Origin of the sequence: Microbacterium sp. (genome assembly GCF_036566905.1) — a bacterium.
GTDB lineage: Bacteria > Actinomycetota > Actinomycetes > Actinomycetales > Microbacteriaceae > Microbacterium.
This window is the reverse complement of sequence record NZ_DATCVK010000212.1, coordinates 1-21,225: the sequence shown is the minus strand read 5'-3', so window position 1 is coordinate 21,225 and position 21,225 is coordinate 1. Positions and strand designations below refer to the sequence as shown.

The 21,225-nt window shown below is 71.4% G+C and carries 21 protein-coding genes; 9 read left to right on the top strand and 12 right to left on the bottom strand.

The annotated features are described in order from the left end of the window. The 3 genes from VIP82_RS18405 to VIP82_RS18395 form a co-directional block, all read left to right on the top strand. A partial coding sequence (locus tag VIP82_RS18405; protein ID WP_331911275.1) for an amidase family protein occupies nt 1-389 on the top strand: 389 nt, incomplete at its 5' end. Further along, entirely contained in the window at nt 386-1,612 is a 1,227-nt protein-coding gene (pucG, locus tag VIP82_RS18400) for a (S)-ureidoglycine--glyoxylate transaminase (protein WP_331911273.1), read from the top strand. The genes VIP82_RS18405 and pucG, both read left to right, overlap by 4 nt. Before the next feature lie 2 nt (nt 1,613-1,614). After that, complete coding sequence (locus VIP82_RS18395; protein ID WP_331911271.1) at nt 1,615-2,913, top strand: allantoate amidohydrolase; 1,299 nt, start codon at nt 1,615-1,617, stop codon at nt 2,911-2,913. A 54-nt stretch (nt 2,914-2,967) separates the two neighbouring features. Here the strand turns inward: VIP82_RS18395 and VIP82_RS18390 are convergent, their stop codons facing one another. From VIP82_RS18390 to VIP82_RS18350, 9 genes are all read right to left on the bottom strand, one after another. Then, complete coding sequence (locus VIP82_RS18390) at nt 2,968-3,825, bottom strand: ABC transporter permease (RefSeq protein ID WP_331911269.1); 858 nt, start codon at nt 3,823-3,825, stop codon at nt 2,968-2,970. Then, nucleotides 3,822-4,631, bottom strand: coding sequence for an ABC transporter permease (locus tag VIP82_RS18385; RefSeq protein WP_331911267.1), 810 nt, complete (start codon nt 4,629-4,631; stop codon nt 3,822-3,824). The genes VIP82_RS18390 and VIP82_RS18385 overlap by 4 nt, the downstream gene beginning before the upstream one ends. After that, nucleotides 4,631-5,506, bottom strand: a complete 876-nt coding sequence (locus tag VIP82_RS18380; protein ID WP_331911265.1) for an ABC transporter ATP-binding protein — start codon at nt 5,504-5,506, stop codon at nt 4,631-4,633. Before VIP82_RS18380 ends, VIP82_RS18385 begins: the two co-directional genes overlap by 1 nt. Nucleotides 5,507-5,531: 25 nt before the next feature. Next, on the bottom strand, nt 5,532-6,650 hold the full coding sequence (locus tag VIP82_RS18375; RefSeq protein ID WP_331911263.1) for an ABC transporter substrate-binding protein: 1,119 nt from the start codon (nt 6,648-6,650) through the stop codon (nt 5,532-5,534). A 135-nt stretch (nt 6,651-6,785) separates the two neighbouring features. Further along, the gene (locus tag VIP82_RS18370) at nt 6,786-9,641 is read right to left on the bottom strand and encodes a molybdopterin-dependent oxidoreductase (protein WP_331911261.1); all 2,856 of its coding nucleotides are present in this window, start codon (nt 9,639-9,641) and stop codon (nt 6,786-6,788) included. Then, entirely contained in the window at nt 9,638-10,477 is an 840-nt protein-coding gene (locus VIP82_RS18365; RefSeq protein WP_331911259.1) for an FAD binding domain-containing protein, read from the bottom strand. Before VIP82_RS18365 ends, VIP82_RS18370 begins: the two co-directional genes overlap by 4 nt. Before the next feature lie 155 nt (nt 10,478-10,632). Then, on the bottom strand, nt 10,633-11,274 hold the full coding sequence (locus VIP82_RS18360) for a pyridoxamine 5'-phosphate oxidase family protein (RefSeq protein ID WP_331911257.1): 642 nt from the start codon (nt 11,272-11,274) through the stop codon (nt 10,633-10,635). A 139-nt stretch (nt 11,275-11,413) separates the two neighbouring features. Continuing rightward, nucleotides 11,414-12,772, bottom strand: coding sequence for an 8-oxoguanine deaminase (locus tag VIP82_RS18355; RefSeq protein ID WP_331911255.1), 1,359 nt, complete (start codon nt 12,770-12,772; stop codon nt 11,414-11,416). Beyond that, nucleotides 12,769-13,980, bottom strand: a complete 1,212-nt coding sequence (locus tag VIP82_RS18350) for an XdhC family protein (protein ID WP_331911253.1) — start codon at nt 13,978-13,980, stop codon at nt 12,769-12,771. The genes VIP82_RS18355 and VIP82_RS18350 overlap by 4 nt, the downstream gene beginning before the upstream one ends. A gap of 93 nt (nt 13,981-14,073) precedes the next feature. Between VIP82_RS18350 and VIP82_RS18345 the strand changes: the two genes are divergently transcribed. Further along, on the top strand, nt 14,074-14,697 hold the full coding sequence (locus VIP82_RS18345) for a nucleotidyltransferase family protein (RefSeq protein WP_331911251.1): 624 nt from the start codon (nt 14,074-14,076) through the stop codon (nt 14,695-14,697). Between the two features lie 76 nt (nt 14,698-14,773). Here VIP82_RS18345 and VIP82_RS18340 read toward each other — a convergent pair whose 3' ends face one another. After that, nucleotides 14,774-15,718, bottom strand: a complete 945-nt coding sequence (locus VIP82_RS18340; RefSeq protein ID WP_331911249.1) for a 2-hydroxyacid dehydrogenase — start codon at nt 15,716-15,718, stop codon at nt 14,774-14,776. A 108-nt stretch (nt 15,719-15,826) separates the two neighbouring features. Between VIP82_RS18340 and VIP82_RS18335 the strand changes: the two genes are divergently transcribed. Next, nucleotides 15,827-16,258 (top strand): DUF1761 domain-containing protein, encoded by a 432-nt coding sequence (locus tag VIP82_RS18335; protein WP_331911247.1) that lies wholly within the window; start codon nt 15,827-15,829, stop codon nt 16,256-16,258. Nucleotides 16,259-16,266: 8 nt separating this feature from the next. On the opposite strand, the gene purQ is transcribed toward VIP82_RS18335, so the two are convergent. Then, entirely contained in the window at nt 16,267-16,974 is a 708-nt protein-coding gene (gene purQ, locus VIP82_RS18330) for a phosphoribosylformylglycinamidine synthase subunit PurQ (RefSeq protein WP_331911245.1), read from the bottom strand. Next, nucleotides 16,971-17,219 carry a phosphoribosylformylglycinamidine synthase subunit PurS gene (gene purS / locus VIP82_RS18325; protein WP_194412072.1) on the bottom strand — a complete coding sequence of 83 codons (249 nt, stop codon included), beginning with the start codon at nt 17,217-17,219 and terminating at the stop codon, nt 16,971-16,973. Before purS ends, purQ begins: the two co-directional genes overlap by 4 nt. Before the next feature lie 287 nt (nt 17,220-17,506). Between purS and VIP82_RS18320 the strand changes: the two genes are divergently transcribed. From VIP82_RS18320 to VIP82_RS18305, 4 genes are all read left to right on the top strand, one after another. Further along, nucleotides 17,507-18,751, top strand: a complete 1,245-nt coding sequence (locus VIP82_RS18320) for an ABC transporter substrate-binding protein (protein ID WP_331911243.1) — start codon at nt 17,507-17,509, stop codon at nt 18,749-18,751. A gap of 132 nt (nt 18,752-18,883) precedes the next feature. After that, complete coding sequence (locus VIP82_RS18315; RefSeq protein ID WP_331911241.1) at nt 18,884-19,912, top strand: carbohydrate ABC transporter permease; 1,029 nt, start codon at nt 18,884-18,886, stop codon at nt 19,910-19,912. After that, nucleotides 19,909-20,817: a carbohydrate ABC transporter permease gene (locus VIP82_RS18310; protein ID WP_331911239.1), complete on the top strand. Its 909-nt coding sequence runs from the start codon at nt 19,909-19,911 to the stop codon at nt 20,815-20,817. The genes VIP82_RS18315 and VIP82_RS18310 overlap by 4 nt, the downstream gene beginning before the upstream one ends. Nucleotides 20,818-20,882: 65 nt before the next feature. After that, on the top strand, nt 20,883-21,225 hold a 343-nt coding region (locus tag VIP82_RS18305; protein ID WP_331911237.1), incomplete at its 3' end, for a family 1 glycosylhydrolase.

The window sequence follows — 21,225 nt, the reverse complement described above, 5'->3', positions numbered from 1 at the left end:
CCGTGGCCGAGCGCCTCGCAGCGGCTGCCGCCGTCACCGCCGAGGACGAGGCATCCGCTCGCGCCCTCCTCGCGCCGCTGCGCGAACGCGTGCGCGATCTGGTGCAGTCCCAGGTACTGCTCCTGCCGACCGTGCCCGGCCCGGCGCCGGCACGCGGCCAGAGCGGTGAGGGCATCGACGCGGTGCGCATGACGACCCTCCGCATGACGACGCCGGCCGCCGTCGCGGGACTGCCCGCGCTGTCGGTGCCGCTCCTCACGGTGCCCTCCGCCCTCGGCCCGGCGCCGGTCGGGCTCTGCCTCGTCTCGCGCGAGGGCACCGACATCGCTCTCGTGCGCCTCGGGCGGCGCCTCGCCGCGACCGTCTCAGCTTCTGGAGTCACCCCATGACCGACCTTCCCGGCCCGATCGACCCGCCCGCACGCCTGCTGATGGGCCCCGGTCCGATCTCGGCCTACCCGAGCGTGCTGCGTGCGATGTCGGCGCCCCTCGTCGGGCAGTACGACCCCTTCATGACCACCGCGATGACCGAGACGCAGGAGCTCTACCGCGGTGTCTGGGCGACGGACAACGAGGCGACCCTGCTGATCGACGGCACCTCGCGCGCCGGCATCGAGGCGGCGCTCGTGTCGCTGGTGCGCCCGGGCGACCGCGTGCTGGTGCCGGTGTTCGGCCGCTTCGGCCACCTGCTGGCCGAGATCGCCGAGCGGGCCATGGCCGAGGTGCACACGATCGAGACCGGGTGGGGGCAGGTGTTCCCGGTGTCGGTCATCGAAGAGGCGATCGTGCGGGTGAAGCCCACGCTCCTCGCTCTCGTGCAGGGCGACACCTCGACAACGATGAACCAGCCGCTCGACGAGATCGGCGCGATCTGCGCGCACCACGGCGTGCTGTTCTACACCGATGCGACGGCATCACTCGGCGGCAACCCGTTCGAGGCCGATGCCTGGGGGCTGGATGCCGCAACGGCCGGTCTGCAGAAATGCCTCGGCGGTCCGTCGGGGTCGTCGCCGCTCACCCTGTCGGACCGCGCCGTCGAGGTCGTGCGGTCGCGCGCGCGGATCGAGGCGGGCATCCGCGAGGCGGACGACTTCTCGGCGGCCGACTTCGTGCGCTCGAACTACTTCGACCTCGGCATGATCCTCGACTACTGGGGTCCTCGGCGCCTCAACCACCACACCGAGGCGACGTCGATGCTGTACGCCGCCCGCGAATGCGCGCGCGTGCTGCTGATCGAGGGGCGGGATGCCGTCATCGAACGTCACCGCGTCGCCGGCGCGGCGATGCTGGCCGGCGTCCAGGCGCTCGGCCTCGCGGTGTTCGGCGACCTCGCCCACAAGATGAACAACGTGGTCGCGGTCGAGATCCCCGCGGGGGTCCCCGGCGACGAGGCCCGCAGGGCGATGCTCGAGGACTTCGGCATCGAGATCGGCACGTCGTTCGGGCCCCTCCATGGCCGCGTCTGGCGCATCGGCACGATGGGCTACAATGCCCGCGAGGACGCCGTGCTGACGACGCTCGCCGCCCTCGAGGCGGTGCTGCGGCGGTTCGGCGCGTCGGTGCCGGCCGGCGGCGGGACGGATGCCGCGGCCGACGTCTTCCGGAGCGCGTGACGATGGCCCTGCTCGGGGTCGACCGCGACCGCATCGCAGCGGCAGCGCGTCGCGTGATGGCGCGGTGCGAGGAGCTCGCGGGTGTGTCGGCGACGAGCGGCGGGATCGAGCGCGTGTACCTGTCGCCCGAGCACGCGCGCGTGAACCGGCTCGCTGCGGAATGGATGCGCGAGGTCGGCATGGCGACGCGCCAGGACGCCGCGGGCAATCAGCTCGGGCGGATGGCGCCGGCGTCGGGCGAGCCCGACGCGCCCGCACTGCTGCTCGGTTCGCACCTCGACACCGTGCCCGACGCGGGACGCTTCGACGGGATCGTCGGGGTGCTGATCGCCCTCGAGGTCGCGCGTCTGCTGCGCGCGCCCGGCGACGGGGCCGCGCGCGCCGGTCTGCCGTTCGCGCTCGAGGTGATCGCGTTCTCGGACGAGGAGGGCACCCGCTTCGGCAAGGCGCTGCTCGGCTCGTCAGCCGTCGCGGGCACGTGGAACGACGAGTGGTGGACGCTGACGGATGCCGACGGCACGAGCCTGCGCGAAGCCTTCCTCGAGTTCGGCCTCGACCCCGCTCGCGTGGGCGAGGCGGCGCGTCGGCCCGCCGAACTCGTCGGCTATCTCGAGGCCCACATCGAGCAGGGGCCTCAGCTCGACCGGCGCGGCGAGTCGCTCGCGGTGGTGTCGTCGATCGCGTCGGCGCGGCGCTTCCAGCTGACCGTCGAGGGCGAGGCGCGGCACGCGGGCGGAACGCCCTACGACATGCGCCGCGACGCGCTGCTCGGCGCCTCGGAGGCGGCGCTCGCCGTCGAGCGCGTCTGCCGCGCCGAGCATCACATCATCGGCACCGTCGGTCAGCTCGAGGCCTTTCCGGGGGCCGTCAACGTCGTCCCCGGCGAGGTGCGGCTCTCGCTCGACCTCCGCGGCGAGTTCGACGGCGAACGAGATCGCGTGTGGCTCTCGCTCGAACGCGAGCTCGACGCGATCATGGGGCGCCGCGGCCTGCGCTGGCAGGCCCAGGAGGTGCATAGCGCTCCCGCCGTGTTCTGCGCGCCGCTGCTGCAGGATGTGGTGCGCGAAGGCATCCTGTCGACCCTCCCCGGTGGGACCGGCGACCCTGCCGTCCTCTTCAGCCCCGCCGGGCACGACGGCATGGCCATCGGCGCGATCGCCGACGTCGGCATGCTGTTCCTCCGCAACCCCGACGGCATCAGCCATCACCCCGACGAAGCGGTGTCGGCCGGCGACGTCGCCCGCGGCATCCAGGCGCTCGCCGAGGCCGTGCTGCAGCTCGCCGCCGATCGCCCGGCCTGAGACCTCGCCGCGCGAGCTTCGCTCCCGTTCCGACCGCCGAGGTGCTCGGGTCGCTCAGCGACCGGAAGTGGGCATGCCCATGCGGGCCAGCACGACGTTCTCGACGACCTGGACGACGTTGTACAGCAGCAGCGTCACGATCGTGATGAGCGCCACTGACGCCCACAGCTCGTCGAAGCGGGCGGAGGCGCTGAACTTCTGGATCATGCCGCCGATGCCCTGCCCGGTCGACAGCCACTCCGCGAGCAGGGCCCCGGTCACGGCTCCCGGGACCGAGACCCGTGCCGCCGCGAACAGCGACGGCAGGGCTCCCGGAACGTTCACCTTGCGCAGCTGCGTCGCGCGACCGCCGCCGTAGACGTGCACGAGGTCGAGGCTCTCCTTCGATGCCCGGCTGAGGCCGAACATGATCGACGCGAGCGCGGGGAACAGGACGACGATCGAGCCGATGACGGCGACGGATGCCGGAGTCCCTCGTCCGGTGATGAGGATGATGACCGGTGCGATGGCGACGAGCGGCACCGAGCGCAGCAGCAGTGCGAGCGGCATCACGCCCATCTCGACCGAGCGTGACAGCGAGAACGCCAGGGCGAGGACGACGGCGACGAGCATGCCCACCACGAAGCCGATCGCGGCATCGGCGAGGGTCTGGGCCAGCAGCGGCATCATCTCCGCGCGGTTCAGCGCCGCCTCGTCGGACGTGAAGAAGAACTCCCACACGTCGGCGGGGCCCTTGGCGACGTAGGGCGAGATGCCCGTGAGGTTCACCACCGCCCACCACAGGGCGAGCACGATGACGAAGGTGAGTAGGGCGTTCAGCAGCGACCGGCCGACGGTGCGCGAGACGGCGGTGGCGCGGGCCGAGCGAGGCGCTGAGGCCGTCGGCGGGGCATCGGAGATCGTCGCGGTCATGCCGCCACCGCCTTCCCCGAGACCCAGGGCGTCACCGCTCGTGCGATGAGGCCGACGAGCGCGTACCCGATCAGGGCGACGACCGCCGAGAGCAAAAACACCGCCCAGACGCGCGCCGAGTCGAGATCACCCTGGAGGCGGATGAGGGTGATGCCGACACCGCGGTCGGTGCCCCCCATGTACTCGCCGAGGATCGCGCCGAGGAAGGCGGAGGGCACGGCGATCTGCAGCGCGTTGAGGATCGCGGGCGTCGCGGCGATGAGCCGCACCTTGCGCAGCTGCGTGAACCGCGACCCGCCATACACCCGCACGACATCCAGGCTCGAGCGGTCCGCCGCGCGGAAGCCGAGCAGGGCGCCGACCACCGTGGTGAAGAACACGGCGAGGGCGGCGAGGAAGATCGCGGTCGCACTCGGATCGCCGGCGCGCTTCGCGCCGCCGAGCACCACGATCGCGATGCCGCCGACCGCGACGACCGGCAGGCAGTAGCTGACGACAGCGATCTGCACGACGACGGACTCGATGCGCGGCAGCAGCAGAACCGTCGCCGCCACCAGCAGCGCGATGCCGTTGCCCCAGGCGTAGCCGATGAGCGCCTCGGTGATCGTCACCTGGAAGACGCTCCAATACGCGGCGAGGCCGTCCTGCCAGATCGTCTGGAACACGACGAACGGCGACGGCACCGGCGTGAACGTGGTTCCCGGCGGCGGCTGGAAGACGGTGACCGAGAACAGCCACCATGCGGCGATCAGGGCGATCGCGCCGATGATCCCAGCCAGCCAGCCGGGAAGGGAGCGCCCGCGCATCAGGACTCCGCGGCGGCGCGGCCGTCCGCGCCGAAGAGCAGCTCCGACGCGCGGTCGACGAGGAGGTGGAACTCGGGGGAGCGCTGCATGTCCGGCGTGCGGGGATGCGGCAGATCGACCTCGATGATCTCCTTGATGCGGCCGGGACGCGGCGACATCACCGCGACACGGTCGGACAGGAAGATCGCCTCCGAGACGCCATGGGTCACGAGCAGGGTGGTGGCCGGCTTCTCGGTCCAGATGCGCAGCAGCTCGAGGTTGAGGTTCTGACGCGTCATGTCGTCGAGGGCGCCGAACGGCTCGTCGAGCAGGAGCACCGACGGCTTGAGGGCGAGTGCGCGCGCGATCGACACACGCTGGCGCATGCCCCCAGACAGCTGCGCCGGCTTGGCCTTCTCGAAGCCGGTGAGGCCCACGAGGGCGATCAGCTCGTCGATGTAGGCCTTGTCGGCTCGACGACCGGCGATCTCGAAGACCAGCCGGATGTTCGCCGAGACGCTGCGCCATGGCAGCAGCGCGTGGTCTTGGAAGGCGATGCCCAGTTCACTGTCGCGGCGCAGCTGCGCCGGTGTCTTCCCGTCGACGAACACCTCGCCGGTGGTGGGCGTCTCGAGGTCGGCGAGGATGCGGAGGATGGTCGACTTGCCGCAGCCGGAGGGGCCGAGCAGAGCGAGGAACGACCCCTGGTCGGTGTGCAGGTGGGTGTCCTGCAGAGCGGTCACGCTCTGACCGCGACCCGTCTGGAACGTCTTGCTGAGTCCGTCGATGCGGATGCCGGTGCCCGGGGCGGGCGCCGCCGGCGAGGTCTCCCCCGCCGACGGCGCCGCGGCCGCGGCATCCGTCGCCCTGGTGCTGCTCAGGTGCGTGTCGGTCATGATGATTGCCGCCCGATCTCGGGGACTACGGCAGGTAGTCCTTGAGCTCGGGATTCTCCTCGTAGATCTCGTCGATGATCGTCGTGTCGAACAGGTCGTCCACAGACACGTCCCAGCCGGCCGCGGCGAGCGAGGCGACGGTCTGCTCCTTGAGCTCGTCCGAGATCGTGAACAGGCCGTTGGCCTCGGTCTCGTCGGTCGAGATCAGCAGCTTCTCGGCCTCGAGCCCCTTGGCGGTCTTGACGGGGTCGAGGGCGCCGAAGACGGCCTCCAGGCCGTCCTCCGACTCGGACGCCGCCTCGTTGTAGTAGGTCTCGATGAGCGAGACCGTGTCGTCGGTCGACTCGAGGAAGACGTCGGTCCAGCCCTTGATCTCGGCGATCAGGAAGGCCTTCAGCAGGTCCTTGTTCTCCGCGAGGAACTGGTCGGTGACGCTGAACGCCTCGGCGACGTAGGGCACCCCGTTCTCGGCGTACGAGAGGTTGGTGACCTCGTAGCCGGCGAGCTCGACCGTGAGGGCCTCGTTCGTCAGGTACGCCATGAAGCCGTCGACCTCGCCGTTCATGAGCGGGGTCGGGTCGAAGTCCACCGGCACGACGGTGACGTCGGCCGGGTCGATGTCGTTGGCGTTCAGAAGGGCAGCGAACACCGAGGCGTTGGAGTCCTGCACGCCGATGGTCTTGCCGATGAGGTCCTCGGGCGTGGTGATGTTGCCGCCGTCGGCCAGGGAGAGGATCGTGAAGGGGTTCTTCTGGAAGGTCGTGCCGATGATCTTCAGCGGAGCCTCCTCCTCGGCGATCGCAGCGCCGATCGAGGCCGCGTCGCTGAGGGCGACCTGGACGCTGCCCGAGAGGAGCTTGGCGACGCCGGTGTCGGGTCCGGAGATGCCGATCACCTCATCGAAGCCGGCCTCGTCGTAGTAGCCGTTCTCGTAGGCGTAGAACTCTCCCGCGAACTCCTCGTTCTTGATCCACGAGTACTGGACGCTGATCTCGCCGTACGACGCCTCCTCTTCGCCGCCGCCGCTCGCGCCGGGCGTGGAACCGCCCGAGGCGCAGCCGGCGAGGACGAGGGCGGAGGCGACGAATGCGGCCGCGGCGGCCGCGAGCCGGCGCGGCCGGCTCAGGTTGCTGTGTCGTGCCATCGGGTGTGGCTCCCCTTCTGATGCAGTGTGATCTGAGCGACGCTATGGGGTGCACGTTTCGCCTCGTGCGCCCAGGTGTTTCGGGGGTGTGACAGCGTGGCCCGGCTGAGGGAGCCGGCGGCGTGGGGCTCCGCCTCAGCGGCGGACGGATGCCTCGACCGGGACGGATGCCGCACCCGTCGCGCCGTCCTGCACGAGGCGCCACATCCGCTCCCGGGTGAACGGCTGGTGGTACGGGCGCCGGCCGACGGCGCGCGCGATCGCGTTGCCGACCGCCGCCGCGACGGGGTTGTACGGCGACTCGCTCATCGACTTCGCGCCGAAGGGCCCGACCGAGTCGTGAGTGTCGGCGAGCAGCACCTCCGTGATGGGGATGTCGGCGAACTGCGGGACGCGGTAGAGCCGGAAGGCGGGATTGGCGACCGCCCCGGTCTCATCGATCAGCACCTCTTCGTAGAGTGCGCTGCCGAGCCCCTGCGCCGCGCCGCCCTCGATCTGGCCGCGGCATTGCGCGGGGTTCATCACGAATCCCGCGTCGGCGGACTGCACCGACTGCAGCACCCTGACGGTGCCGGTCCCCGGGTCGACGGCCACCCGGACCGCGTGGACGTTGAACGAGAGGCTCCGCTCGTCGCCGTGCTCGCTCCCGGTGCCGACGATGCCCTCCGCCGTCCGGTGTGCGGCCATGGCCGCTCGCACCAGTTCGGTGTACGAGACGAGGCGATCGCCCGCCTGCACGCCTCCGGGGGCCAGGCGTGCGGCATCCGCCCCAGTGATCCGGCGTGCGGACTCGAGCATGCGCGCCTTCAGCTGCCGGCACGCGGCGGTCAGCGCCTTGCCCGCCCCGGTGACCCCGGCCGAGGCGAACGCTCCGGTGTCGTGGAGGACGAGATCGGTGTCGGCGCCGCGCAGCACGATCCGATCCGACGTCGCCTCCAGCACGGTCGCCGCGATCTGGCGCATCACGGTGCTCGTGCCGTTGCCGAACTCGGCCGTGCCGACCGCCAGTGCGATCGTGCCGTCGGTGCGGAGCGTCGCCGACGCGTGCGCGTGGTGGCCGCCCGGGGCCATCGCGGCGATGAACGACAGCGCCATCCCCTCGCCGACGAGCCAGCCGTCGGGCGCCGCCACGCCGTTGCCGCGCCGCAGCGCGCCCTGCGCCAGATCGAGGCACTGGTCGAGGCCGTAGCTGCCCCACACCAGATCTTCGTCGTGCTCGTCGTGCACGGTGAGCAGCGGGTCGCCCGCGCGCACGGCGTTGAGGCGGCGCAGGTCGAACGGGTCCATGCCGAGCCGCTCGGCGAGCATGTCGAGCGCCGACTCGACGCCGAGGATCACCTGGCCGAGCCCGTAGCCGCGGAACGCTCCCGACGGCACGTTGTTCGTGTAGACGACTTCGGCGTCGACGCGCTTCACCGGACAGCGGTAGACGTTGATCGATTCGGCGCAGCCGTGGAACATCACGCCGATGCCGTGGTTGCCGTACGCGCCGGTGTCGCTCAGCACATCGAGCTTGATGGCCGTGAGCACGCCCTCCGCCGTCGCGCCGAGCGTCACGCCGACATGGAACGGATGCCGCACCGAGGCGCGCCGGAACTCGTCGGCGCGCGTGAACTCGTAGGCCACAGGGCGTCCGGTGCGCAGCACGGCGAGGGCGACCAGGTCTTCGGCGAACATCTCCTGCTTGCCTCCGAAGCCACCGCCCACTCGCGCCGCGTGCACGCGGATGCGATCGCGCGGAAGCTCGAACAGGCGCGCCAGCTCGTCGCGCACGAGGAACGGCACCTGGGTGCTGGAGCGGATGACGAGCCGGCCCTCCTCGTCGAGGCGACCGACCGCGCCGTGCGTCTCGAGCTGCGCGTGCGAGACCCGGCTCGTGTGCCAGGTGCCGGTGACCGTGACCGCGCTCGCCGCGAGGGCCGCGTCGACATCGCCGCCGATGCCGTCGTGGAGCGTCGCGAGCACGTTGCGGGATGCCTCGGCCACGCGGTCCTCGACCGTCCGGCCGGGGTGCAGTACCGGTGCGCCGGGGCGTCGGGCCTGGTCGGGGTCGAAGACCGCCTCGAGCACGTCGTACTCGACGGCGATCAGACGGCAGGCCTCGTCGGCGGCCTCGGCCGTCTCGGCGATCACGGCGGCCACCCGCTGCCCGACGAAGCGCACCACGTCGTCGAGGATGCGGGTGTCGTCGGGGTCGTCCTCACGGTGCTCGTGGCGCGCGGTCGAGAACCGCCGCGCCGTGACGTTCTGGTGCGTGAAGACGGCGACCACCCCCGGCACGGCCCGCGCCGCCGTCGCGTCGATCGAGACGATGCGCGCATGGGCGTGCGGGGAGCCGACGACACGGAGCACCAGCGCGTCGGAGGTGTCGGTGTCGAACGTGAACGGCTCGAGCCCCTGCACGATGCGACGGCCGGGCTCGGGCCGCACCGACTGCCCGACGTGCCCTTCGACGGGCTCAGGGACCGGGAGTGCGGGCTCGGGCGCCGCGGTTCCGGTCGCTGGGGCCGGGGTTCCGGTCGCTGAGGTCGTCGAAGCCGCGCCGGTCTCGCGCACGGGGCCGAGCACCGCCGCGTGGATCGCGTCGCGAATCGGGCGGTACCCGGTGCACCGGCACAGGTTGCCCTTCATGCGCCGGTCGAGATCGGGCAGGTCGTCGACGCTCAGCGTCGAGGCGGTCACGGCCATCCCGGGGGTGCAGAACCCGCACTGGAAGCCGAAGTGCTCGACGAGCGCCTCCTGCACGGGGTGCAGGCTTCCATCGGGCGCGAGCCCGGCCGCCGTCGTGACGGAGGCACCGTCGGCACGCACCGCCGGGATGATGCACGAGTGCACGGGCGCGCCGTCGAGGATCACGCCGCACGCGCCGCAGTCCCCGGCGTCGCAGCCCTTCTTGACCTCGTGATGGCCGGTCTCGCGCAGCAGTGTCCGCAGGCACTGCCCCGCGCGGGGCTCGGCCTCGCGCGGCTCCCCGTTGACCTCGAATCTCATGCGGCCCGCTCCTGTCGCAACAGCTCGTCCCGGATGCGTCGCGCCAGCACCACGCTCACACCGCGGCGCCAGTCGGCCGAGCCCAGCGAGTCGGAGTAGTAGCCCGGCGCGTCGTGCACGACCGCGGCCAGGGTCGAGGCATCCGGAACCTCCGCGAAGCGGAACACCGCCGGGCGCGCCGTCGCCGCAGTCACCGCGAACGTGCACGCCCCGTCGTCGTCCACGCGCCCCGTGACCACCGCCCCCGAGCGCCCGTGCTCCGCAAGGGCGATCTTCTGCAGGCGCACGCGCGAGCGCAGGGTGCGAGCCGGAAGGTCGATCGCCCGCAGCACCTCGCCGGGGGCGAGCGAGTTCTCGCCGTTGCCGGTCACGAGGTCGGCGATCGCGATCGTGCGGACGCCGCCGTCGAGAGTCCAGATCTCGCCGGTGCCATCGAGGGCCACGGCGAGCGAGATCATCGCGCCGGCGGCGAACGAGCGGCACACGTTGCCGCCCACGGTGGCCGTGTTCCAGATCTTGAACGACGCGAGCAGCGCGTTCGCCGCGTCGGGAATGACGGATGCCGCGGCCCACGCCGCCGGCACGCCCGGCTCGCCCCGGCCCTCAGCCCAGGCGACCAGGTGCGCGATCGTGCACGTCGCTCCGATGCGAAGGCCTTCTTCGGTGAGCTCGAGGGCGGGCCAGTCCATGGTCGTCAGATCGACGAATCCCGTCGTGCCGGGCTGCGGCTCGCTCATGAGCCATGTGCCGCCCGCGAGGAAGGTCTCGCCCGCGGCGAGGCGCAGATCGCGCTGCGCGCGCGCCGGGCGGTACGAGGTGACCGAGGTGATGTCCACGCGTGCGTCCTTCCGCTGCGGCTGCCGGCGTCCCACGGGTCGAGGCGGTGGGCCGCTGGTCCGCCAGTCAAGCAACGCGCGGTTTCGGCGGTGTTTCGCTCGATTGCGGGCGCGCGGCGATTCGCCGACGGGCCGCCGGCGGGCGCGAAGACGTCTCAGTCGCCGTGCTCGCCGGCGGCTTCGGCCGGGGGCGCGGCAGTGGTGGGGCGTGGGCCGTGGTGTGGGATCGGCTGCGGCGACTCGCCGCGGGACGGATGCGGTGGCTCCGGCGGGGCCTCCGCTCGCACGCGCCCCTCGAAGGGGATCAGGGGATCGGCGCGACCGGAACGCTTGGGGAAGCGCCTGCCCGTCACGGCGGTCGCGGTGATCTTGATCGCGAAGAACTTCGGCGTAGGGCTCCAGGACTCGAGGTCGCGCACGCCGCTGCGGCGGAGCTCGTCCTCACTCGTGATGCGGGCGGCGCTGCCGCGGACGACGACGCTCCAGCGAGAGTCCGCTGTCTCGCCGTCCACCTCGAACGCGACCAGCGGATGCTGTGCGATGTGCAGGAGCTTCGCGTCGCGGGCGGTGCGCACGAAGAGTGCGCCCTCATTGGTCGTGAAGTTCACGGGGAAGACGTCGGGCGCGCCGTCGGCGTGGATCACCGCGAGCCGGCCCAGTCGCGCCTCCTCGAGCAGTGTCCAGCATTCCGCCGTCTGGAGGCGCTCCACCTGCGCCGTCGCGCGCGGAGTGGATCCGTCTCCGGCGGATGCCGCCGGCGCAGCCGCGTCGCGTCCCGCCGGCCGGGATGAATCCATCGTCGCCTCCTCGTCCTCCTTCGGTCATACCCCCGACCGGCGTGATTGGGAAGGGCGCGCGGCGCGACGGACGCCCGGCGCGGCATCCGTCACCCTCCTTCCGCGCCCATTGCGCGGCGCCGCCGGGCGGGACCGTTCGTCAGAGACGCTCCGCGAGAGCGACGGATGCCGCGGCCACCTCGCGAGCGAGGCGCGCCTCGTCTGCGGTGACCAGCGTCGCGTCCTCGACCACGGTCCTGCCGCCGACATAGAGGCGCTTGAGCGGCGGCAGCGCCCCGAGGCCGAGCGCCGCCACCGGATCGAGGATGCCGGCGTGCTCGATGCGGTCGACCTGCCAGACGGCGATGTCGGCGAGCTTGCCGGGCTCCAGCGAGCCGATCTCGTGCTGTCTGCCCAGCACTCGTGCGCCGCCCATCGTCGCGATGCGCAGCGCGTCGCGCACGCTCATCGACTCCGAGCCGGTGCGCAGGCGGTTCATCAGCACGGATTCACGGATCTCGACGCCGAGCTGCCCCGACTCGTTCGAGGCGGAGCCGTCGACACCGAGCCCGACCGGGACGCCGGCGTCGAGCAGCGCGCGCACCGGCGCGATGCCGGCGGCGAGCCGCGCGTTCGACGACGGGCAGTGCGCGACCCCGGTGCCGGTCGCGGCGTAGCGCTCGATCGCGGGGGCGTCGAGGTGCACGCCGTGCGCCATCCACACGTCGTCGCCCAGCCACCCGAGCTCTTCGAGGTACTGCGTCGGGGTCCGGCCGAAGTGCTCGGCGCAGTACGCGTCCTCCTCGACCGTCTCGGACGCGTGCGTGTGCAGCCGCACGCCGAGTGACCGGGCGAGCACCGCCGCCTCCCGCAGCAGGTCGGCAGTGACCGAGAACGGCGAACACGGCGCGATCGCGATCCGCACCATCGCGTCGAACGAGGGGTCGTGGTAGCGCTCGACCGCCTCCTGCGACGCCTGGAGGGCGGCATCCGTCGTCTCGACGGCGAAGTCGGGCGGAAGCCCGCCCTGCGACTGCCCGAGATCCATCGACCCGCGCGTCGCGTGCAGCCGCACCCCGACGGTCGACGCGGATTCGACGAGGGCGCCGACGATGTCGCCCGATCCATGGGGGAAGACGTAGTGGTGATCGCCGACCGTGGTGCAGCCCGACCGTGCGAGCACCGCCATCCCGCCCGCGGCGCCCGCGCCCGTGAGTCCCGCATCGATGCGCGCCCACAGCGGGTAGAGCGCCGTGAGCCAGTCGAACAGGATCGAGTCCTGCGCGTACCCGCGCGTCAGCCACTGGTAGAGGTGGTGGTGGGTGTTGATGAGCCCCGGGGTCACCAGGCACCCGCGCGCGTCGACGAGTTCGGCGCCGTCGCGGAGCGCATCGGGCGCGCGGCCGGCGCCGACCGCGACGATCCGTCCGCCCTCGATCACGACGTGGCCGCCGGCGTACTCGGCGCCGACGGCGTCGACGGTCGCGACATGCGCGTTCTCGAGGACGGTGCGGGTCATGAGGCTCCTGCCGGAAGTGGGATGCCGCAGCCCGCGGTCTCGCGGGCGGCGTGGGGCCGCGCCGCGGTGGACGCGGAGGTGGTGGCGCCGTGCGGCGTCTCGCCTGCGGGCGTCTCGCCTGAGGGCGGCGCTGCGGCAGCAGGCCTGCGGTGGAGAGGCCCGGAGCGCGCGCTCAGCGGGACGCCGGATCCGCCGTACCGTGCCGCGACGATCTCGGCGAGCACCGAGATCGCGGTCTCGTCGGGACTGGCGCCGCCGAGGTCGAGGCCGAGGGGCGACCGCACCCGCGCGGCGTCGAGCGCCGTGACCCCGGCCTCGCGCAGCAGCGCGGTGCGGTGGGCGACGGTGCCGCGGGCGCCCATCGCGCCCACGAACCCGACCGGGAGGGCGAGGGCCGCAGCGAGGGCCGGAACATCCGATCGCTCGTCATGCGTCAGTACGCAGACGGCGGTCCGGTCATCCACGACGGAGGCATCGAGCCCGGCGAGGTGCTCGTGCGGGAGTCCGACGATCAGCTCGACGGCCGCAGGGAAGCGCTCGCGCGTCACCAGCGTCTCCCACACGTCGCATACCGTCACCGCGAACCCGGCGGCCGCCGCCACACGGCACAGCGCCGCCGCGTGCTCGCCGGCGCCGACGACGATGAGACGGGGTGCCGGGGCGTGCGAGAGCACGAGGACGTCGTGGCCGTCGAGCGCGCCGGTGAGCACGACGGTCTCGCGCCGGCGGATGGCGGCGTCGAGCGGCGCATCGGCCGCCTCCGGCGGCGCCGCGATCGCCGCACGGAGTGCGTCCTCGTCCAGCATCGTGCCCGCAGCCGGCCCGCCGAGCACGAGCCCGACCGTGACGCCGTGGCCCCCGGCCGCCGCCTCCAGCGCCTCGATGACCACCGGTTCGGGGCGCACGGCGTAGGCCGCGACATCCACGCTCCCCCCGCAGGCGAGCCCCGCGGCATGGGCTGCGTCGTCCGAGAATCCGAGGCGTGCAGCCCGGGGCGCGCCGTCGATGCGGGCGCCGTGCGCGAGCAGGATCGCGTCGCCTTCGACGCACCCGCCCGAGATCGATCCGATCACGCGGCCGTCCGCCGTCACCGCCATCGTCGCGCCGGCGCCGCGCGGTGCGCTCCTGGCCACGCGGGTGACCGTCACCGCCGCGACCATGTCACCGTTCCGCAGCAGCGGCAGCAGTTCGTGGGCGCGTTCGAGCATGCGCACACGCTAGGCCCGCTGTGTTTCGTGCGGACTACGCTCAGGAAACGCCGTCGGCACCGCCGCGGCATCCCATCCGGAGGAGGCCGGTTCGTGCGCATCTGCGGCATCGTGCTCGCGGCGGGCGCGGGGACCCGATACGGGTCGCCGAAGGGCCTCGCGCGCACCGCGGACGGCGAGCCCTGGGTCGCTCGCGGCGTCCGCACGCTCCGGGATGGCGGATGCGACGAGGTGCTGGTGGTCATCGGCGCGCGCGCCGACGAGGTCGCCGCACTCGTGCCGGATGACGCCCGGGTGGTCGAGGCCGGAGACTGGGCTGCGGGACTCTCGGCGTCGCTGCGGGCGGGACTGCGCACGGCGCAGGACGCCGCAAGCGGCGCGGGCGCCGCAGAAGGCACGGGATCCGCTGACCCGAGCCTCACCGCGGCCCCGGCGTTCGACGCCGTGATCGTGATGCCCGTCGACACGCCGGGCACCCCGGCCGCTGCTGTCGCCCGCGTGCGCGCAGCGCTGGCGGCGACGCCGCGGTCGTCTCTCGTGCAGGCCGTGTACGGCAGCCGACCCGGGCACCCGGTCGGGATCGGTCGCGACCACGTCCCGGCGCTGCTCGCCGCCCTCGCCGGCGACCGGGGAGCGCGGCCCTACCTCGCCGCACATCACGCGATCGAGGTCGAGTGCGCCGATCTGTGGTCGGGAGACGACATCGACCACCGCTGAGCGCAGCCCGCGCGACGGTGCGCCGCCGGCAGGTCGGCCGGTTCGGCTGCCCGCAGGGCGGATGCGGCCGTCGGCGTCAGTCGCCGAGGACGACGTTGATCGGCGGCTCGCCGGCGACGAGGCGCTCGATCTGCGTGCGCACCAGGCGGGCCACGCGTGGGCGCATCGCGCTCGAGGCGCCGCCGACGTGCGGCGAGATCAGAACCCCGGGCAGTCCCCAGAGCGCGTGACCCTCGGGCAGGGGCTCCGGATCGGTCACGTCGAGGCCCGCGCGGATCCGGCCGCGGCGCACGTGGTCGACGAGCGCCTCGGTGTCGATGAGCGAGCCGCGCCCGACGTTGACGACCAGCGCGCCGTCCGGAAGCGCGGCCAGGAACGCATCGTCCACGATGTGCCGGGTGGCGTCGCCGCCGGGGAGTGTGAGGATCACGATCTCGGCCCGGGGGAGGAGGTCGGGCAGCTCGTCCACCCCGTGCACATGGTCCACGCCGTGCGCGCCGTCCTCGGCGCGCGCCCGCGACGCCACCGCCGTGAGCTCCACCTCGAACGGCGCGAGGCGGGCGGCCACCGCCTTGCCCACGCCGCCGTAACCGAGCAGCAGCACGCGCCGGTCGGCGAGGCTCTGCGCGAAAATCGGGGCCCAGCGTCCCGCCGCGGTGTCGACCGCGAACGCGTCGAGGTGCCGCTGCGCGGCGATCGCCAGCCCCACGGCGAGCTCGGCGGTCGACGTCTCGTGCACCGAGGCCGCATTGGCGAAGACGAGCCCCTGCGGAAGGATGTCGGCGACGCCGTCGTAGCCGATCGACTGGCCCTGCACGAGCCCGACCTCGATGCCCTCGAGGCGTTCGAGGACCCGCGCCATCGACATGTAGGGCGGCACGACGATGTCGAACCGGGCGCGGGGGGCGGCGGCATCCATCGGCCACACCACCAGCTCGACGCCGTCGGGAAGGGCGCCCAGGTCTGCGGCGAGTTCTTCGGTCGGAACGCTGACGACGAGGTTTCGGTTGCCACTGCTCACCCTGTCCACGCTACCGGCGAGGCGACCAGCCGGCGTCGTCGGGCGGCGCTACGCTCTCGCCCAGCGGACACCGCGGTCCGAGCGGCGCCCCGGACAGAGGAGGCGGACGTGGTTCCCGAGATCAACTACTGGGCGGTGCTCATCGCGACGGCGTCGAGCATGGTCGTGGGCACGATCTGGTACACCCCGAAGGTGTTCGGCACGCGATGGGCGAAGCTCGCGAACGTCGACATGGACCGGCCCGGAGCGTCCGCCGTCGTGCCGATCGTCGTGACCGTCATCGTCAGCTTCGTGACGGCGTGGGTGCTCGCCGGCGCCGCGTCGATCGCCTGGCGCTTCTACGGCGGCAGCTACCTCTGGTCGGCGCTGGCGACCGGCGTCATCCTGTGGGCCGGCTTCACCGCCGCGCGGTTCATCACGCACGACGCGTTCGAGGGCCGGCCGTCGTCGCTGACGGTGCTGAACATCGCGCACGAGCTCGTGACGATCGTCGTGATGGCGCTCATCATCGGCGTGTGGCCGCCGGCGGGCACCGTCTGAGACGGTGCTCAGGCGGCCTGGGCGACCACGGCCGCGATGGCCGAGGTGAAGAACGACAGGCCGTCGACGCCCGACCGCATGGCGACGGCGGTGTCGGGACCGAAACCCGGCTCGACCGCGTGCTCGGGGTGCGGCATGAGGCCGACCACGTTGCCGCGCTCGTTGGCGATGCCGGCGATGTCGCGGAGTGATCCGTTGGGGTTCACCCCGACGTAGCGGAACACGACGAGACCCTCGCCCTCGAGGCGATCGAGCTCGCTCTCGGACGCGATGTAGCCGCCGTCGGCGTTCTTCAGCGGGATCACGATCTCCTGGCCGGAGGCGAATTCATGCGTCCATGCCGTGTCGTTGTTCTCGACGCGGAGGCGCTGGTCCCGGCGGATGAACTGCTGGTGCGCGTTGCGGATCAGTCCGCCCGGGAGCAGGTGCGCCTCGACGAGCATCTGGAAGCCGTTGCAGATGCCGAGGATGGGCATGCCCTGCGCTGCGGCATCCTTCACCTCCGACATGATCGGCGCGAGCGCCGCGATCGCTCCCGCGCGCAGGTAGTCGCCGTAGCTGAAGCCGCCCGGCAGCACGAGGCCGTCGACGCCGTCGAGGTCGTGCGCGCCGTGCCAGAGGGCGACGGGCTCGCCGCCGGCGATCTCGATCGCCCGCTGGGCGTCGCGGTCGTCGAGCGAGCCGGGGAAGGTGATGACCCCGATGCGGGCGGTCATTCCACGACCTCGATGCCGACGACGTCCTCGATCACCGCGTTCGACAGGATCTCGTCGGCGATGCGCTGGGCCTCGGCGAGCACCTCGTCGGTGACCTCGCCCTCGACGGTGAGCTCGAACCGCTTGCCGATGCGCACCGCGCTGAAGTCGGAGACCCCGAGGCGGGCGAATGCGCCCGAGACGGCCTTCCCCTGCGGGTCCAGAAGCTCGGCCTTGGGCATGACGTCTACGACGATGGTGGGCATGTGACAGCTCCGGATGTCGCGGGCAGGGGTCTCCTCCAGTCTACGGGCCCCGGCATCCGTCGTATCGACCGCCCGCCGCAGAGCTCGTGACGCAACCGTGATCAAACCGTGGGAGCGCTCCCTTGACTTCGTGGGAGCGCTCCCGTAGCGTGGCGTCTCGATCGTTGGGAACGCTCCCACGAACACACCAAACCGGCGAGGATCCCTCCGAGCCGATCCTGCAACACACACGACCCTGACAACACAAAGGAGTGACAGTGAACGCACGCGCCTTCCGCAGAAGCGCTGTGGCAATCGCCGCATTCTCGGCTTCCGCCATCGTCCTCGCCGGCTGCGCCGGCGGCAACGGCAACGACGACGCCGGCAGCGACGACGGCGAGATCACGCTGACCCTGGCGACCTTCAACGACTTCGGCTACGACGATGAACTCCTCCAGGAGTACATGGACGAGAACCCGAACGTGAAGATCGTCCACAACAAGGCGGCCATCACCGACGACGCCCGCACGAACTTCTTCGCGAAGCTCGGCAAGGAAGGCCTCGCCGACATCGAGGCCGTCGAGGTCGACTGGTTCGCCGAGGCCATGCAGTACTCCGACCTGCTCGCCGAGGTGCCCGACAGCGCCAAGGGCCGCTGGGTCGACTGGAAGGAAGAGGCCGCGACGGACGCCGATGGGCGTCTCGTGGGCTTCGGCACCGACATCGGACCGCAGGCCGTGTGCTACCGCGCCGACCTGTTCGCCGCTGCCGGCCTGCCCTCGACGCCGGACGAGGTCGCCTCGGCGATCGACGGCGACTGGGACACGTTCTTCGACCTGGCCGACCAGTACAAGGCTGCGACCGGCAAGCCGATGCTCGACTCCGCCAACTCGGCGTTCCAGGGCATCGTCAACCAGATCGAGTTCCCGTACGACGAGCCCGACGGCAATGTGGTTGCGACCTCCAACCCGGAGCTCGAGGACGCCTACAACCTCGTCGTCGAGCGCGGCATCCCGAACTCGGCCTACTCGGGCCAGTGGTCGGACGACTGGAACGCCTCGATGGCCAACGGTGAGTTCGCCGCGATGCTGTGCCCGCCGTGGATGCTCGGCATCATCTCGGGCAACGCGCCCGAGGTCACCGGCTGGGAGATCGCGAACGCATTCCCCAACGGCGGCGGCAACTGGGGCGGCTCGTACCTGACCGTCCCGGCGAATGGCAAGAACGTCGAGGCGGCTCTCGCCCTGGCCGACTGGCTGACCGCTCCGGAGCAGCAGGAGAAGACCTTCGTCAACGTCGGCGCGTTCCCGAGCGCGGTCGACGCGCAGGCCGCTCCGTCGATCACGGACTCGACGAACGAGTACTTCGCCGACGCCCCGACCGGCTCGATCTTCGCCGACCGCTCCGAGGCGATCTCGGTGACGCCGTACAAGAGCGCGGACTACTTCAAGTACAACACCGCGCTGCAGGACGCCATCACGCGAGTCTTCGACGGTGTCGAAGACGCGCAGACCTCGTGGGACACCTACGTCGCCGAAGTCGAAGCGTTCTGATCGGTCGACACTGACGACCATGTCCGCTCGTCGGACGTGATCTGACATCACCAGTGGAGTGCGTGCGGGTCCCCGCGGCCCGCACGCACCCCGCCTCCAGCGCCCACTCTCCATCCGGATCGGAGCCCCCCGGTGACCTCGACCGCAACCCGCCCCACGGCATCGGGGCCGGACGATCGGCCCAAGCCCGAACGCGCGCCGCGCGTGCTGTCCTTCTCCCATCGCATGAGCCGCTGGGACCTGAAGGTCTCGCCCTACCTCTACATCTCGCCGTTCTTCATCCTGTTCGCGATCGTGGGACTCTTCCCGATCGTCTACACGGCGGTCATCTCTTTCCAGGAGTGGGACCTCGTCCGCAACTCCGGCACGTTCGTCGGCTTCGACCAGTACATCTGGATCCTGTCGCAGGCGGACTTCTGGATCGCCCTGCGCAACACGTTCAGCATCTTCCTGCTGTCGTCGGTGCCGCAGATCGTGCTCGCACTGTTCATCGCGGCGATGCTCGACCGCAACATCCGGGCCAAGACCTTCTGGCGGATGAGCGTCCTGCTCCCGTACGTCATGGCCCCGGTCGCCGTCGCGCTGATCTTCAGCAACATGTTCGGCGACAACCACGGTCTGGTGAACAACATCCTCACCAGCATCGGACTGGACCCGATCGCCTGGCACAAGGACCCGTTCTGGAGCCACATCGCCATCGCGACGATGGTCAACTTCCGCTGGACGGGCTACAACGCCCTGATCCTGCTCGCCGCCATGCAGGCCGTGCCCCGTGAGTACTACGAGGCCGCCACCGTCGACGGCGCCAACGCGTTCCGCCAGTTCTGGAGCATCACCCTCCCGTCGCTGAAGCCGACGCTCATCTTCGTGATCATCACCTCGACGATCGGCGGACTGCAGATCTTCGACGAGCCGCGCATGTTCGACACGTTCGGCCGCGGCGGGGCCGCCAACCAGTGGCTGACGATCACGCTGTACCTCTACAACATCGGCTGGGGCGAGTTCAACTTCGGCCGCGCCGCAGCCCTGGCGTGGATCCTGTTCATCATCATCCTCGCCATCGGCCTGATCAACCTCGGCATCACCCGTCGCCTCGTGCGCGACGAGGGCGGCCGCGGCGTCATCCAGCGCCGCCGTCGCCGGAAGGGAGCCCAGCAGTGAGCGCCATCAGCACCCCGCCTCTCGCCGTCGTCGAGGAGAACCTCCCGAACGCGCGCGGCAGCCGGCGCACGACCAAGATCCGCGGCGTCCGCGCCGGGTTCTGGGTGTACCTCGGCCTCGGAGTCGTCATCGTCTCGGCGATCTTCCCCTACTACTGGTCGTTCCTGATCGGCTCGGGCGACGCCACCACGATCAACGACCCGAACATGTCGTGGCTGCCGGGCGGCAACTTCATCGCCAACGCGCTGTCGGTCGTCAACGACCCGGCGGTCAACTTCTGGCTGGCGCTCTGGAACTCCATCTTCAGCTCGACGGTGATTGCGGCATCCGTGGTCATCTTCTCGACGCTCGCCGGCTGGGCGTTCGCGAAGCTGCGCTTCCCGGGTGGCAAGTGGCTGCTGGCCTTCGTGGTCGCCACCATGGCCGTGCCCATGCAGCTCGGCGTCGTCCCGCTCTACCTCCTGTTCTCGGACCTCGGCTGGACCGGCCAGATCGGCGCCATCATCATCCCCGCGCTCACCAGCGCGTTCGGGGTGTTCTGGATGACGCAGTACCTGTCGCAGACCGTGCCGGACGAGCTCATCGAGGCGGCGCGCGTGGACGGGGCGTCGATGATCCGCACGTTCTGGACGGTCGGCGTCACGGCGGCCCGACCGGCGGCCGCGATGCTGTTCCTGTTCACATTCGTCGGCGCGTGGAACCAGTTCTTCTGGCCGTTCATCGTGCTCGACCGGCAGAGCCCCACCCTGCCGGTGGCGCTCTCGCTGCTGCAGTCCAACTACTTCGTCGACTACTCGGTCGTGCTGGCCGGCGTGCTGCTCGCCACGATCCCGCTCCTCATCCTGTTCGCCTTCGCGGGCAAGCAGCTGGTCAGTGGAATCATGGCCGGTGCCGTCAAGGGCTAGGCCTTCCGCCTCGGCACGGCCTCAGTCATCCTGAATCCAAAGCATCCAGAGAGGACCCTCCCCTCATGACGACCGCGATCCCGCGCGCCTTTCCGTCGGACTTCCTGTTCGGCGCCGCCACCGCTGCGTACCAGATCGAAGGCGCCGCCCACGAGGACGGCCGCCGCGACTCGATCTGGGACGCGTTCTGCCGTGTCCCCGGTGCGGTCATCAACGCCGACAACGGCGACGAGGCCTGCGACCACTACCACCGGTACTCCGATGACGTGGCGCTCATGAAGGACATGGGCCTGGAGACCTACCGCTTCTCGACCTCGTGGTCGCGTGTGCGCCCCGACGGCGGTGCACTCAACCCCCTGGGCGTCGACTTCTACAAGCGGCTGGCCGATGAACTGCTGGATGCCGGCA